17 protein-coding genes are annotated in these 14,490 nt (G+C 55.4%); 5 read left to right on the top strand and 12 right to left on the bottom strand.

From position 1 onward, the window contains the following. Window positions 1-269, top strand: a 269-nt coding sequence (rpsT, locus tag PHD76_04775) for a 30S ribosomal protein S20 (GenBank protein ID MDD5261144.1), incomplete at its 5' end; no start/stop codon positions are given. 1 nt (window position 270) lies between these two features. On the opposite strand, the gene PHD76_04770 is transcribed toward rpsT, so the two are convergent. The 3 genes from PHD76_04770 to PHD76_04760 form a co-directional block, all read right to left on the bottom strand. Then, the gene (locus tag PHD76_04770; protein MDD5261143.1) at window positions 271-810 is read right to left on the bottom strand and encodes an LptE family protein; all 540 of its coding nucleotides are present in this window, start codon (window positions 808-810) and stop codon (window positions 271-273) included. Next, on the bottom strand, window positions 807-1,844 hold the full coding sequence (bamD, locus tag PHD76_04765; GenBank protein ID MDD5261142.1) for an outer membrane protein assembly factor BamD: 1,038 nt from the start codon (window positions 1,842-1,844) through the stop codon (window positions 807-809). The genes PHD76_04770 and bamD overlap by 4 nt, the downstream gene beginning before the upstream one ends. 115 nt (window positions 1,845-1,959) lie before the next feature. Then, window positions 1,960-2,826 (bottom strand): DNA glycosylase, encoded by an 867-nt coding sequence (locus PHD76_04760; GenBank protein MDD5261141.1) that lies wholly within the window; start codon window positions 2,824-2,826, stop codon window positions 1,960-1,962. Between the two features lie 70 nt (window positions 2,827-2,896). On the opposite strand from PHD76_04760, the gene PHD76_04755 reads away from it, so the two are divergent. Continuing rightward, window positions 2,897-3,802: a hypothetical protein gene (locus PHD76_04755; GenBank protein ID MDD5261140.1), complete on the top strand. Its 906-nt coding sequence runs from the start codon at window positions 2,897-2,899 to the stop codon at window positions 3,800-3,802. A 70-nt stretch (window positions 3,803-3,872) separates the two neighbouring features. Here PHD76_04755 and PHD76_04750 read toward each other — a convergent pair whose 3' ends face one another. From PHD76_04750 to larE, 5 genes are read right to left on the bottom strand one after another with little or no spacing between them, the layout of a single operon-like run. Further along, window positions 3,873-4,268, bottom strand: coding sequence for a lipid-A-disaccharide synthase N-terminal domain-containing protein (locus tag PHD76_04750; GenBank protein MDD5261139.1), 396 nt, complete (start codon window positions 4,266-4,268; stop codon window positions 3,873-3,875). Then, window positions 4,258-4,950, bottom strand: a complete 693-nt coding sequence (locus tag PHD76_04745) for a glycosyltransferase family 2 protein (protein MDD5261138.1) — start codon at window positions 4,948-4,950, stop codon at window positions 4,258-4,260. Before PHD76_04745 ends, PHD76_04750 begins: the two co-directional genes overlap by 11 nt. 24 nt (window positions 4,951-4,974) lie before the next feature. Then, the gene (locus PHD76_04740) at window positions 4,975-6,525 is read right to left on the bottom strand and encodes a glycosyltransferase family 39 protein (protein MDD5261137.1); all 1,551 of its coding nucleotides are present in this window, start codon (window positions 6,523-6,525) and stop codon (window positions 4,975-4,977) included. After that, window positions 6,482-7,132: a phosphatase PAP2 family protein gene (locus PHD76_04735; protein MDD5261136.1), complete on the bottom strand. Its 651-nt coding sequence runs from the start codon at window positions 7,130-7,132 to the stop codon at window positions 6,482-6,484. The genes PHD76_04740 and PHD76_04735 overlap by 44 nt, the downstream gene beginning before the upstream one ends. A gap of 50 nt (window positions 7,133-7,182) precedes the next feature. Continuing rightward, window positions 7,183-7,980: an ATP-dependent sacrificial sulfur transferase LarE gene (gene larE / locus PHD76_04730; GenBank protein ID MDD5261135.1), complete on the bottom strand. Its 798-nt coding sequence runs from the start codon at window positions 7,978-7,980 to the stop codon at window positions 7,183-7,185. Between the two features lie 88 nt (window positions 7,981-8,068). Here larE and PHD76_04725 point away from each other — a divergent pair, with 88 nt between their 5' ends. Further along, window positions 8,069-9,307, top strand: a complete 1,239-nt coding sequence (locus PHD76_04725) for an aspartate kinase (GenBank protein ID MDD5261134.1) — start codon at window positions 8,069-8,071, stop codon at window positions 9,305-9,307. Window positions 9,308-9,377: 70 nt separating this feature from the next. Beyond that, window positions 9,378-10,565: a cysteine desulfurase family protein gene (locus tag PHD76_04720; GenBank protein MDD5261133.1), complete on the top strand. Its 1,188-nt coding sequence runs from the start codon at window positions 9,378-9,380 to the stop codon at window positions 10,563-10,565. Between the two features lie 243 nt (window positions 10,566-10,808). Here PHD76_04720 and PHD76_04715 read toward each other — a convergent pair whose 3' ends face one another. From PHD76_04715 to PHD76_04700, 4 genes are all read right to left on the bottom strand, one after another. Beyond that, the gene (locus tag PHD76_04715; GenBank protein MDD5261132.1) at window positions 10,809-11,132 is read right to left on the bottom strand and encodes a hypothetical protein; all 324 of its coding nucleotides are present in this window, start codon (window positions 11,130-11,132) and stop codon (window positions 10,809-10,811) included. 59 nt (window positions 11,133-11,191) lie between these two features. Next, entirely contained in the window at window positions 11,192-11,728 is a 537-nt protein-coding gene (locus PHD76_04710) for a YbhB/YbcL family Raf kinase inhibitor-like protein (protein ID MDD5261131.1), read from the bottom strand. Beyond that, window positions 11,725-12,156 (bottom strand): response regulator, encoded by a 432-nt coding sequence (locus PHD76_04705; protein ID MDD5261130.1) that lies wholly within the window; start codon window positions 12,154-12,156, stop codon window positions 11,725-11,727. Before PHD76_04705 ends, PHD76_04710 begins: the two co-directional genes overlap by 4 nt. Window positions 12,157-12,256: 100 nt before the next feature. Next, window positions 12,257-12,721 (bottom strand): response regulator, encoded by a 465-nt coding sequence (locus tag PHD76_04700; protein ID MDD5261129.1) that lies wholly within the window; start codon window positions 12,719-12,721, stop codon window positions 12,257-12,259. A gap of 182 nt (window positions 12,722-12,903) precedes the next feature. On the opposite strand from PHD76_04700, the gene PHD76_04695 reads away from it, so the two are divergent. Beyond that, window positions 12,904-14,355: a hypothetical protein gene (locus PHD76_04695; GenBank protein ID MDD5261128.1), complete on the top strand. Its 1,452-nt coding sequence runs from the start codon at window positions 12,904-12,906 to the stop codon at window positions 14,353-14,355. Window positions 14,356-14,490: the final 135 nt, after the last annotated feature.

Raw genomic sequence — 14,490 nt, 5'->3', positions numbered from 1 at the left:
GTCATGCCCTATCTATGGCAAATACAAAGTCTGCAGCTAAAAGGGCGCGAGTCAGCCAGCGCCGCCGTGACATAAACAAAAAACGTGGCACGGCCTACAAACAGGCGGAAAAGAAATTCAAAGCCCTGGTTCAGGAAGGCAAGAAGGATGAAGCCGGCAAGTTTCTTTCCGAAGTGCAATCCAAGCTGGATAGTGCCGCGAAAGGCAGTTCCATCCATCGGAACAAGGCGTCACGCGCCAAGGCGCGGCTTGCCCGGCTGCTGAAATAATTCACCAGCCGTCGGTGACTTGTTTGACAATATTGTCGGCCAGCTTTTGGGCCGCAAGTGGCAAGGCCTGGCGTTCAGCCTCCACGGCGTCCCTCTGCTGTGAGCTTTGCGAGGTGAAATAATCCGTATAACCGCTGACCTGTGTATCGGCGAGAATCTTTTTGCCGGTAAGATTGTTGAGCAGTGTGACCCTGGCTGTCATCGTGCCGCGATATTCCAGGGGCACAATGGTGTTGTCGCGTGAAAAGAGCGTCGGGTTGCGGTCAAATTGGGTGATGGTGACTTCGAGCGTGGCGTCCGCCGACCCCATGCGGGTGCTGTGAAAGGTTCCATCATTTTCCATGCTGTGAATAATGGCATTGGTGACGATGGCCTGGATGGAAGGCTCATAGGTTTCGTTTTTGACCATCGGAACGTAAATGGTTTTGACCCCTTTTAAATCGCTGGAGGCAATATTTCCAACGTGATAACCGGCGCACCCGGTGAGGATAAGGAGGGGAATCAGAAGAAGCTGGCTCTGGAGCGTGCGGGCGAATTTCATAAAACGGGTGGTATCTCGGGCTTTTGATTGGAGAGGTCAACTGGGGAGGCTGCCGTGGCGTTCTTGCCGGGCGAGAGGGTGGGATTGGTGAGCGATTTCAGAAAATCCAGCTTTTGTTTGGCTTCGGTTGCCTGGGGGGAGTTTGGCCCCTGCTGCACCACATCGTTGTAATAAATGATGGCCGCCTTGTAATTTTTTTGTTTTTCGTAGAATTGGGCGATGTTGAAGGATCCCTGGACCCGGCGTCCGTCCAATTCGGTCATGTAAATCCTGGCCTGGTCCACTTTTTCACTGTTCGGGTAGCGGACAAGAAAATCCTGGAAGGCCTCGATGGATTTTTGCGCGGCACTCTGGTCATAGTCGGGCTGGCTGGAGGCCTGATACCAGGCGTAACCGATTTGGTATTGGGCGTCGGAAGCCAGATCGCTGCCCGGATATTTATCAATCAACTTGTTATAAGAAGCAATGGCATCAGACCATTTTTTTTGTTGTTCGCGGGCGAGACCGATTTTGAAATGCGCCTGGGGGGCATAGGTGCCATAAGGGGCGTTTTTGATTACCGTTTCGAAGATCTCGACGGTTTTGTCCATGGAAGGAAGCAGGGGAATTTTCCAGACCTTTTGGGGCTCACCGGCCAGGTACAGGTTGCCAATGCTGAACTGGCGCTCAATCGCGAGGTCGAAGAACTGGCTGCCGGGATATTTTTCGACCACTTTTTGATATGCCTTATAGGCAGCCCAGAACTCAGCCCGCTTTTCGAGCATGAAACCGACTTTAAACTGGGCTTCACCGGCGGCGGAGGAAAGGGGCCAGCGTCGGACGATGCTGCGGTAAGCGTCCAAGGCGTCTTTGTAGGCTTCTTTGGCTTCGAGATTGCGGGCAAGCTGGAGCCCGGCTTTGGCATCGCTGGCGGCCAGCGCTTCACCGCTATTTTCATTGGTCCAACCCTCGCCGGGACGCCAAACCAAGGCGGCCTGCGTACAGGTTGTTACAATACAAAGCGTAAGAAGACTCCACGCAATGGGCTTTTTCATTAGACTCATAGACTAGAGGAGATGCGGGTTTGGTCAAGATAGGAAGGGCAGTAGCATCGATGGAAGGCCGGATTTACCGGGGAAAGCCTGGAAAAAAGAAGGGGGCAGGCTGCAATCAATCTTTAACATAAGTTGTTCTATACCAATGGAATAAGTAATGCTGGGCTATGCCTCGCAGAGGGCCAAACAGTTCCCGGCTCTTGCGATTAATGTTTTTAAGCTTGGGTGGCCTCCGACTTTTCGGAAAATAGAACTGCCGCATCAAGCGAAACACCCAGACATCCACAGGAAACGCGTCATAGCGCCCTCCCGCATAAAGAAGGATGCAATGGGCCACTTTTTCTCCGACACCCTGGAGATTTTGCAAATAGAGTGCAGCCTCATCAGTGGAAAGGGACATCGCTTGCGCCCAATTGAACCGGCCGTCGGCAATTTGCCGGGAGGCGGCCAACAAATGGCGTGCGCGAAAGCCCAATCGGCATGCTCGCAGGTCTTTTTCCTCGAGTGCTGCGATCACTTCGGGTTCAGGGAAGGAAAAGGCGTCTGAACCGATGGATTGACCGAAGCGGCGCCGTAGTTCGAGGTTGATTTGCCGGATGTGGGGGATTTGTTTGAGGGAGGAACAAATGAAATTGGCTGTGCATTCAAACCAGGGTTCGCGGACGCAACGCAGACCCGGCAGGGACTGCAAGGCCTGTTGCAGATGGGGTTCATCCGGCAAAGCCGCGAGCAGCTTGTCCCAAGGCACGTCCAAGGCAAAATAATGCGCCGCTTCAGAGGGCGTGAGGTCGCCGTGCACGATGAGATGGTTGCCAGACTGATAAATCCGGCAGGGTTTGCCGCTGATATAGCCCTTCCATCCGCCGTCAATGGATTGCCAGCAGAATGTGTGTCCGGATGGAAGGGTCTGGTCGAGTGAAAGGCCCGGGGCTTCCAACCGTAAATAATCTTGCGGCATGATATTGAATATTTCAGGTTTCATTTTATCTTCAAGTCCGGCTAATACAGGAAATATTGTGTCAAAATACCATTCAGGTCGCTTGAGTTGCCTGATGCCCTGCGTTTGGGCGCTGTTTTTTCTTTTGACGACAGGTTCCGCCCGCAGCCAGAATAATACGAATCCCGGCGAAGCAAGTTCCGATGCGGCCCGCCCGGCCGTGGCATCCGAGCCGGTTGTCACTCCGGTGCTTCCAACGCCTCCCGTCCCAGCCGCTGCGGTTGGAGAGGCTGCGCCGCCTGCATCGACACCCCCGAGTCCGGAGGGCGCTGTGCTGGAAGCCCCGCAGCCCATTGAGGTTTCGATCCTATATCCCCACGACAGGGAAGTGGTGGCCGGCGCCAACGTGGACATTTTTTTTGATGTCAAAAACTGCGCGTTGGCGGAGGGGGGCAATGCGCTGCGGGTTATTGTCAACAACCGACTGCCGATAACTCTTTATAGCACGGCGCGCCCGCTGACCTTGGGTGATTTGCGCGAAGGCGGGCAGACGATTCGCGCCTATGTTGCGCGTTCCGACGGAACCATCATTCGGGACCCGAAGGGATTTGCGATGACCCATTTTTACATCAAGAAGAAGGATTTTCAAAATTATGTGGACCCTACGGCGCCCTTTTTGACGGTCAATCTGCCATCGGGCGAAACCCTCGACACGGACGCCGAAAACCGGGTCTGTTTTGATTACCTGATTCAAAACGCGGGGGCGGGCGGGGATTCGGCGTTGCAGGTGCATTATTCATTGCCGGGGTATGATGGATCGCTGTCGGAACCGGGACCGGTGTATTGGAGCAATATACCGGTGGGCAAGCATCGCCTGGTGGTGGAATTGTTCGACAAGAACGGGCATCCGCTGTTCGGGGCTTTCAACCGTGTGGAACGGATATTTGAAGTGCGGCAGATGTTAAAGGCCAAGCCGTATGTTCCGGAAAAACCGGCCGGGGAAGAAGTGCCTCAGGGGTGAGGAAGAATCGTCTATCGAGAATTGCCAATAACCGATTGGCGATTATTGATTGAGAATTGGCCATTGACGATTACTTCCGGCGTTTCTTGACGGATATGGCTTTGGCGGCGGCCCACCGGGAACTCCGTTTTGCTTGTTGCGGCACTTCGGGATCCAGTTGCTTGTTCAAGCCGTTTTTGTGGGAGTAGTGGAGGTATAAATTGTAGCCGGCGATGAACGCGGGGAAGAGGTTGGAGAGAATGCCGACGGAATCGTTGTTTCCGAAAATAAAATAAGCCAGTAGCAGCGCACTGCCGCTGATGCTCATGTACCAGAAGAGCGAGGGCATGACCGGCTTTTTGGCCCAATGGGAGGCGGCCAACTGCACAAACCAGCGTCCGGCAAAAAGAAAAGTACCGGCATAGCCGACGAGCTTCCATGGCCGCACGGTCCAGCCCATTATTTCAAACAGCGGGTCATTGCTCATAATGATAGGGGTCCTTTTTCCAGAGGATGTGGCGGCTGAGATACCAGCGGACGCCGATAAGATCGTATATCCCGCGCAAAGCCCGTCCGGCCACGGTATACTTTGAAACGCCGTATTGGCGGGGCCGGTGATGGACGGGCACTTCGGTAATTTTCAAGCCTGCGGATTTCAGCAGGGCGGGCAAATAACGGTGCAGGCCGTTGAACGGGATGAGATGTTTCACATGTTCGCGTTTCATGGCCTTGAGGGTGCAGCCGGTGTCGCTTGCCCCGTCGGCGAGCATGCAGCGCCGGATGGCATTGGCAAGGCGCGAGGCGATTTTTCTAAAAGTGGAATCCTGGCGATGGGCGCGGACGCCGCAAACCAGGTCGTGCGAACCGATGTGCTGCAGTAATTTTTTAATATCGTGCGGGTCGTTCTGCCCGTCCCCGTCCAGCATGACGCAAATCGGACGGGTGGCGGCATGGAGCCCGTAGTAGAGCGCCGCGCTTTGGCCGAGGTTGCGGCCCATGGACAGGAGGCGTACTTTGCGGAAGCGCTTGATTTTTTTCGCAGTGCCGTCGGTGCTGCCATCATCCACGGCGATGATTTCGGCCTGTGGCTGGCATTCCAGGATTTCTTGCAGCAGGGTTTCAACGTTTTCTTCTTCGTTGTAGAACGGGATGACGATCGAAATTTTCAAGGATGAATCCGGAGTTGGCAGTGTTTAGGGTTGGGTTTCAGATTGTTCATGAATGCCGCCAAAGTTGTGGCAGAGATAGAATCTGAATTTTTTCACAAGCCTTCCCCGGTGCGAAGTCCAGGTTTCCTTGAGAAAATCAATGGAAGCGAATTCCCTGAAAAGTTGCGGGGAAGGAGGCTCGTCGCTGTCAGTGGCAAATATGGCCGATTCGCCCATGAACCCGTCGCTGTAATCGGGCCAGAACGAAAATTGATTTTGGATTCCCTCATGTCGCGGCAGGTAGGTTTGTGTGTGTTCCGGGTGATAAAAGGCAATGAGGCTCGCATTGCCATAGTTGTTGGCAATAATAAAGGCGGCACCGTGCTCCTTTTGCAATTCATAGATTTGTTGGGCGAGATCGGCCGACCCCCGCACGCGGCTGAGCGGATCCTGCTTGGGCGGCAGTTTGAGCCAGGACGTATCGTGAGCGGCAATCGTCATGAGGAGTCCCACGGCCAGGGACATAACGGCCACGCCGCGCCAGAGCCTGCTTTGCCGGACCCATGGTGTCCACACGGCCGCAGCCAGAATGAACCCGGCGACGTAGGACGGCGCGGTCCAGTTGGCTTGGCCCGCCTCATTGAGGCTCAGGATCAGGTAAAACACAATCAGGGGCCAGAAAAGGCAAAGCAGGTATACAAGGGCCAGATCCGCTTTCCTTTTGAAAGCCTGCACCAGGGAACAGATGGCGGCGGCGGCAATGCCCAGGAAGGCCGGAGGCGAAATAAAAATGGCCTGGTTTTGGATGAATTTCCAAAGTTCCTTTGCCGAAAAACGCCAGTGGCGGTCAAGCGCCCCCCGGTGCTGGAGATGCTGGAGCGTGATCCAGTCGTTCCGGTAATTCCAGATCAGCGCCGGAGTCAGGCATGCCAGGGTCGTTAGCGCCATCAACCAGAAGGTTTTGGTTTTTAAATGCCTGCGGTGGCCGGGTGAGCAGGCGCAAAAAAGCGCAAAGCAGGCCAATTGCCACAGGTTGGTGTATTTTGCCAGGGCACCGATGCCGATGAGCAGGCCGGTAAGGAGCCAGAAATGCGGCCGCTTTTCATCCTTGGCCCGCCAAAAGGAGCAGGCCGCCAGGGTCCAGAAAAAAACGCTCAACGGATCTATGGTCATCAGGATGCTGCCCGCGCAAAACATGGGAATCACGCCCGCCAGAAGGATGCTGAAGAATCCCGTTTGTCCCGAGAAAAGCCTTCTTCCGAGCCGGTAAATTCCATAGCCCGTGCCGGCTGACAATAAAATGGCAAAAAAACGGATGCCAAAAACGGTGTCGCCAAAGAGATGGGTTCCCGCGGCGATGGTGTAGGCCACGGCAGGTCCCTTACTGAAATAGCCCAGATCGAGGTGTTTGGACCACAGCCAGTAATAGGCTTCATCGCCGCACAGTTCGATGGTCTGGCAATACCAGAAACGGAACAGCGTCAACGCCACGATCAGAATGACTGCCGCCCGGTGCCAGGGAATGAGATAGCCGCCCGGCAGGCGGAGGCCTTCATTCGGGTCGCGGGAGGACAAAGAGTCTGGGGTGTCGGGCATAAAGGTTGGGTACAAGCCGTCCGCCCCATTTTTGCCAGAGTTTGCCCGCGGCGCAACAAATTCCGGTTGTATAGAGCAGGGAGACGAGCATGGAAACGGCCACATCGGACGGATAATGATCGCCGGTGTAGATGCGGGACCAGGCCATGGACAGGACCCAAATCCAGATCCAGAGCCCGCGTACGCCAAAGACGAGGGTCACAATCAGGCCCAGGGCAAAATTGTTGGCGACGTGGCCCGAGGGCATGCTGTGCCCGTTGCGCCAGGGTTCTTTTGAAACCATTTTGATTTCAAAGGCGCCAAACGATTTCCGGCTGAAATGCCGCACTTCTTCAAGCGCCTGGTAGGGGCGGGGGCGGTTTGAAAGGTTTTTAATCGCCAGGTTGACGCCGCCTGCGCCGATCAAAACCGACAGCAACAGCAGGACCAGGCACAGCCGTATCCGGAATGAGCCGAAGGCGAGCAGGCCGGCACCGAGGAAGGCCAGCGGGATTTTCCAGTCGCCCCAGTCGCCGACGATGTAAAAGAACCAGTCCGCCGCCGGATGAATCCAGACTGAATTGATCTGGCGGAACAAATCGATATCGATGGAAAGAAGCCCGTTCATGATGGATTGGTCCGGATTGGCGGTTTTTCTGGAAATGCGATCTGATTACGCTAACGCAGGGATGCCCCCTCGTAGCCCACCGGATCGAGTTCGACTTCCTCGAACCCGATTTTTTTGAGCTGGTCGGTAATCGAGTTATCGCGATTGAGTTGCTGGAGCCAGGAAACTTCGCCCGGGGCCACCTGCACCAGCGCGCGTTTTCCGAGATGCCGGACGCGGACGATCCGGAAACCGGCTTTTTCGATCACGGATTCCGCCAGTTCAATCTCCCGTAATTTTTCCGGGGTGACTTCGCTGCCGTGCGGGATGCGCGAGGACAGGCAGGGCTGCGCGGGTTTTTCAGCGATTTCAAGGCCGGCCTCGCGGGCAAAACGGCGGACATCGGCCTTGGCGAACCCGGCGTCATGCAACGGGGCCAGCACGCGGAATTCCGAGGCGGCTTTTTTGCCGTGGCGGACGTCATGGGCGTCATCGGTGTTTTCGCCATAACAAATGGCTGAATATCCTTCGAGGCAGGCGAGCGCGTTCATTTGCTCAAAGAGCTCGAATTTGCAAAAGTAACAGCGGTTGAGGGGGTTGTTGGCGTAGTCGGAATTGTCAATTTCCCGGGTATGGATGACGCGGGCCGGCAGCCGATGGGTTTCGGCAAAGGCCAGGGCATTTTGCAGTTCGCTGCGTTTCAGGCTGGGCGAATCCGCGATGACGCCGAGAAATTTTCCGGGGAACTGTGTGTGGGCAAACCAGAGGAGAAAGGCGCTGTCGATTCCGCCGGAATAGGCGATCAGCCCCTTGGCCACCGAGGACAGGATGGTGCGCAGCGACTCTTCTTTTTCCGCCAGATCATTCATCCAGCGGGTATCTTAGCATAAAGAGGCCAAAAGCGGTAAGCTATTTTCCGCTTAACAGGCGCTGAACTTTTGTTACGATTCCCGGTTCATGTCTGTCATTGTCCAAAAATATGGGGGCACATCCGTTGGAGATCCCGAAAGGATCCGGAATGTGGCCGCTCGCGTGGCTGAATGGCGCCGCCAGGGGCACCGCATTGTAACGGTGGTCTCGGCGATGTCGGGTGAGACGGATCGTCTTATTCGCCTGGCGCGCGAGGTTAGCCCCGAGCCGACCGAGCGTGAGATGGATGTTCTGTTGGCCACCGGCGAGCAAACCACCATCGCCCTGCTGGCCATGGCATTGCACGGCTTGAATATTCCAGCCATTTCGCTCACGGGCGCGCAGGCGGGCATTGTGACCGACGGTGTTCACACGAAGGCCCGGATAGCCAATATTACGCCCCATCAGGTGAAAAAATTTCTGGACGAAGGCAAGGTGGTGATCGTCGCGGGATTTCAGGGGCAGACGATGGAGGGGCAGATTACCACGCTCGGTCGCGGGGGGTCGGACTTGACGGCCATTGCCATGGCGGCGGCCATCAAGGCGGATGTCTGCCAGATTTTTACCGATGTGGACGGCGTCTATACGGCGGACCCGAGGATTGTTCCCGACGCCAGCAAAATCCTGGAGATTTCCTATGATGAAATGCTGGAAATGGCGGGCGCCGGCTCCAAGGTCATGCAGGCGCGCTCGGTGGAATTTGCAAAGAAATTTAATGTTATTTTTGAGGTGCGCTCCAGTTTCAATAACAACCCGGGAACAATCGTGAAAGAAGAAAACAAGTCGATGGAACAAGTCGTGGTGCGTGGCGTCAGCGTGGAAAAAAACCAGGCCAAAGTCACCATTTCCGGCGTACCGGACCAGCCGGGCATTGCCGCCCGCTTGTTCAAGGCCATTGCCGATGCGAACATCAATGTGGATATGATTGTTCAAAACGTTTCGCATGCGGAGGCGGGTGGAGGCAAGGGGCACACCGATATCACGTTTACGGTCAACAAAGACGATGTGGGAAAGGTGACGAAAATCACCAGTTCGATCACGGAATTGTCTTCAGCCCGCGCCGTCAACATTCAGGAGGGCATTGCCAAGCTGTCGGTGGTCGGGATTGGCATGCGCAGCCACAGCGGTGTTGCAGCCGATCTTTTTGCCGCGCTTTCGGACCAAGGGATCAACATCCAGATGATCTCGACCAGTGAGATCAAGATTACCGTGGTGATTGATGAAAGCCGCGCGTCCGAAGCCGCGAAGGCGGCCCATGCCAAATTCGAGCTGGGTTCGGTCAAATAAACACATTTTAACAGGAAGATTGCGAAGACTTTAAAATTCAAAGGTCCGGGATTTGTGTTAATCTTTCGCCGTGCCTGCGCAACGCCTCTATCTCGACCATCTCGCCACCACGCCGCTTGCAGCCGAGGCCCGGGAAGCCATGCTGCCGTTTTTGGCCGATGAATGCGGGCTTCCTTCGAGCCTGCATCGCGAAGGCTTGAGAGCGAAAGAGGCGGTTGAACAGGCCCGGGCATCGTTTGCAAGCCTGCTTGGAGCTTCCGACACTGAATCCATCATTTTCACGTCAAGCGGCACTGAGGCCGGCAATCTGGCTATCAAAGGGTTGGCCCAGGCCCGTGCGGCGCAGGGCAGGCACCTTGTGCTTTCGGAGGCGGAACATCCCGCTGTCATGGAATCGGTGGCGTTTCTGGAGCGTCAAGGATGGACGGTGACCCGTGTCCCGGTTGATTCGAAAGGCTTTATCAACCCGGAGCAAATTGCTTCCGCCATTCGGCCGGACACGGTGCTGGTGGCCGCGCATTTGAGCAATCACGATTCAGGCGCCGTGCAGCCGGTTGCGAAGATCGCGCGCATTGCCCGGGAACGCGGAGTGGCGGTTTTTTGCGATGCCACGACCGGGGGCGGCTGGTTGTCGGCGGATGTCGGCCAACTGGGCGTCGATTTGCTGAGCTTGTCGCCGCACCGATTTTTTGGCCCCAAGGGAGCGGGGGTGCTGTATCGCAGAAGCGGTCTGGAATTGGCGCCGCTGATTCACGGAGGCAGGCAGGAGCACGGCCTGCGGGCGGGGCCGTTGAATGTTGCGGCGATTGCCGGGGCGGGAGTGGCGGCGATTCTCGCGAAAGAGCATATGCAAGACCGGGCCGCGAAATGCCGGGAACTTATCCTGCAATTATGGGAGGGGCTAACGAATGAGATCCAGCACATCAAACTTAATGGGCCTGAGCCGGGTCCTGACCGGGACCCCCGGCATTTGAATGTCAGTTTCGAGTTCATTGAGGGTGAGGCCTTGATGCTGTTGCTGGATTTGAACGGAGTAAGCGTGACTGCAGCGACAGGCTGTGTTTCAAAAAACATGAAGATTTCCCCTGTTTTGAAGGCGATGGGAGTGGAGATTGATCTGGCGCTGGGCGCTATTTTATTCAGTCCCGGCCCCGATCAAACCGGAGACGACATCCGCTCTGTGGTCGCCAAAACGGCGAAGGCCGTGGCCCGGCTGCGGGACATGTCGCCGGGGAAAAGGGGTCAAAGCATATTTTAGTCACCCCAACCCGGGTGTGAATGTGCCCCCTGATGCTGAGGAAAAGAGGAGTAGAAATATGCTTTGACCCCTTTTCCCTCATTGAGATAAATCGTCCACTGTTTCCGCTCGCCGGGCGCGAGCGTGTCGAGGCCCTGCGGATGGCGGGATGGCAGAGGGCCGGATTGGAGCAGGTCCAGCCAGGCGGTATAAATGCGGTGCAGGCCCGGCTTGCAGCCCCGTGGCTGCCTTCCTGCCGTGGTTTTAGATCGAGGCCACGATGGCCAGATTTCCGCCAGCCAGATGATATTCCAGATCGAACGCCAATTCGCCATGCTTTCCGGAAAAACACGCTTCACCGGCTTTGCGGGGTTGAGGGGGCACTTCAAGCCATTGCCCGTTTTCCCGCAAAACCCAGTTCGGTCCGGCATGCTCTCCGGTTTGAAATGGAACAGGTCCTGCGGCGGTCATGAAAGAACGGATTCCGCAAGTGCCGACCGTTACCCGCAAATGGTGCTGTGAGTCTGTCAAGGTGCAGTCGCCTTTCGTTTTGGAGCCGGATGTGAGGCTGATAGCAGATTGTTTCATGACCGCTTAATTTGTGAAAGAGACATGGATTCCGAAGATGCCGTCAAGTTTTCAGGAAGTCAATTCCCGGCCTTGCAGGTACCCATGAGCGTTGCGCTTGAAATCACATGGCCTTTTACGGCGGTTTCGAGGGCCGCGCGCCCCTCTCCGGATTTTAGTTCTAATACAACGTCCAGCGCAAACAGTTGAAAATAGTAGCGGTGGGTTCCGGAAGGGGGAGACGGCCCGTCGTAGCGCGTGTTGCCGAAGTCGTTTTTGCCGGCCACCGCACCCGGCGGTGTTTTCCCATCGGGGATTTTTTGCGTGTCCGGCGGAATGTTCCAAAGCAGCCAGTGGGTCCAGACTCCCGAGGGCGCGTCCGGGTCGGTGCAGATCAAGACGAGGGATTTAGCGGCTGCCGGCACATTTTCAATGGCTAGTTCCGGGCTGATATTTTCATGGCGATAGCCGTGCCTTGTGGGGATCGGATCGCCGTTGCCAAAGGCGGGTGAATGCAGGGACATTCCGGTGTCTGCGAAAGTATTGGAAATCAAAATGAAAAACAGGGGCAAAACAAGCCTGCAACTTCCCAACGCCCATGGGAAGCGTTTTCTCATTCCGGCGGGCTTAGAATTTTACAGATGGCCTGCAGGATCGTCTCAGGCGGCGAATTTTTCTGGAGCACCTGGTTTTCCGGAACGGGCAGGCGCGCCAATTTTTCCGAGACGCCTTCTTTCGTCAATCCGGTGAGAATGAGAACGGGTATTTCACGGTTTTGAAGAATGTTTTTCATCATGGCAAACACGTCCCAGCCGTCGATTCCGGGCATCAGAATGTCGAGTAGGACGAGATCAAAATGAACCGAGCGTAAAAGCCGGATGCAATCGGTTCCGTTGGCGGCGGAGTTGACGCTTGCGCCGAGGCTTTCCAGCAATTTGACCATGGCGCCGGTCCATGCGGGGTCATCATCCACAACGAGAATGGACTTGTCCTTCAGGCAGCGTTTGACCGCTCTGAGTTTGACTTCAGCTTTATCAGGTGGCATGGCGGTTTATAAACTAATTCGTGCAGAGCATGCCATTTTAGGGGCTTGGTGTCAAACGGACAGGGCCAAATGGCCGTCTATTTTCGAACAGACCGGAGTTTTAATGCGAAGAGGCTGGCGATTGGGCGCAAGAGCCCAGCAGATCATGAATGACGCCGACCAGCCGTTGCATCGGCTCTCCCTTGGTCACGATGCGGCAATATTCGGAATATCCCTTGTTCAGAAAATTTGACTGCGGAACGGAAATCAACCCGGTCAGGAAAACAACCGGCAGGGTTTTGTGGCGATCGGAGCGGCGCAATTTCACGAAAATATCCCAGCCATCCGGTTTGGGCATCATAATATCCAGAATGATGAGGTGAAAGGGTTCCAGGTCCAATAATTCAAGGCCATCCCGGCCTGAAGCCGCCGTGGTCACCCAGGCTCCGAGTTCGTGGAGGCATTTTTGCAGGGAAAAAAGCACCCCGTCATTGTCATCGATCACCAGGATTCGATATCCCGTAAAATCATAGGATTTCAGATCCACTCTGGAAACAGGCCGTTCGGTTTGAGTGATTGTGGACATGTTAGAAAGTTAGCGTTCCAACGGATGGAAGCACAAATCCTTTTGTTTTAGTTATTCACAATACGGAAGCACTTTGTTCGTTATTAAGGAGGTTTCCCCTGTGGATTATTACAGCTTATTACAGATTTGCCTTTGTCCCCGAAATGCGCATGGTGTCTGGTTTGAATTTTAAAATTGCAAGTTTGGCTTCCGCCTTTGTTTTGATTCTCCTGCTGTTGCTGGTGGTTCCTCAAAGCCGGTTCAATTGGTGGTATCATAACGATGAACCCTCCAAGGTAATGCAGGTCATGGGTGGAATGCGAAATCTTCGACACCCGCCCTTGATGCTGTCGGTGGTCTCCTTTTTCTCGCCCGGGAAAGGCAATGGAGATGAACAGAAGGTTGTGGAATGCGGCAGGCTGTTTTCGACCCTTTGTGCCGGTGTGGCGCTGGTGGCGCTTGTCTGGATGGCGGCTTTGAGGGCGGGAAGTTTCGCGGGAGCCGGAGCGGGATTGTTGCTTTTATTCCAGCCCTGGTTTTTTGAAGCGGCGCATTATTTCAAGGAAGACACTTTGTTTCTTGCCGGGGTGGTTCTGACTTTCACGGGCATGATGCTGTGCGAACAGAACGACAACCTGCCCAAACGGTTGTTTTTGGCGTTTGCCCTGGCTCTTTGCGTTAGCGGCAAATATGCGGGATGGCTGGCGGCTCCATTTGCCGGTTTTTATCTTCTTCGGCCAGCGCGTAAGGGCGGATATGCGGCCGCACTGGCCGGGGCGCTCTTTTTTGCGGGGCTGGTCTTGTGGTGGAACTGGCCGTTGTTGGCGGATTGGAACACGTTTCGCGAGGCTGCCTCGGACGAAGGCTACCGCCTGATCAAGGGGGAATACGGATTGCTTGTGGTATCGCCGGCCGCCGACTACCTTCGGCTGCTCAGGGAACAAATTCCCGCGGTGCTTGGTGTGGGGTTTGTGATTTACGGGGGAACCTGCATTTGGAATTTTAAGAAAACACGGCCTGTGGAATGGTGCCTCCTCGCGTTGCCGTTTTTCTATTTTGGCATTGTGGCTCTTTCGGCGAAGTATTCGGACCGTTATCTTTTCCCTGTTTTTTTGCTTGTTTGCGCCGCCGGTTATTACGGACCGGTGTTGATTTTGCGGCGGATTTGGCCGGGCCGCGCGGGCTGTGCGGCTGTATTACTGTTGTGGAGCGTGGCGCTGGCCGATTCATATTCGCGCTGGCTGCCGGTTTATCTTGGATTCAAATCCGACAGCCGGGGCCAGCTTGCGGAATACATCCGCACCCGGCTGCCTTCGGATGCGGTCATTGCCCAGGATTTGAATGTGAGCCTGAATCCCGCGATAACCGGGGGCCGGAGGATTGAAGAGGATGTGTTTGTCGCCGATATTGGATCTGTCGCCGAGCTTCGGGCTCTGGGGGTCACGCACGTGGCGGTTTCGTATGAGGCCTATCACCGCTTTGTCGATGGCTGGATTTCCCCGGTTCCCGCCCAGCGCGGGCAATTTGACCGGCGCGCGGCGTTTTACCGGTTGATTTTAAAAAACAAGGCGGCCATTTGCTGGGACCGGCCGAATCAGGTCCCGAAGGCGCTGCATCCGGGCCTTACTTTAGTGGATATTGAAAAGGTAGAGTGACTCTCTATGACGGGAAATCCTGGAGAATTCAGAAGTCAGAATTAAGAATTAAGAAAAACGCATCATTTTTCCAGCCCTGCGCGGAAAAGACCATGGGGAGATTTTTCATGGCGGGTGTGGGATAAGCAGGCTAGG

This window comes from Candidatus Methylacidiphilales bacterium, assembly GCA_028713655.1.
In the GTDB taxonomy this organism is placed as follows: domain Bacteria; phylum Verrucomicrobiota; class Verrucomicrobiia; order Methylacidiphilales; family JAAUTS01; genus JAQTNW01.
The sequence above is the reverse complement of the archived record's forward strand: the minus strand, read 5'-3'. Positions and strand labels throughout refer to the sequence as shown.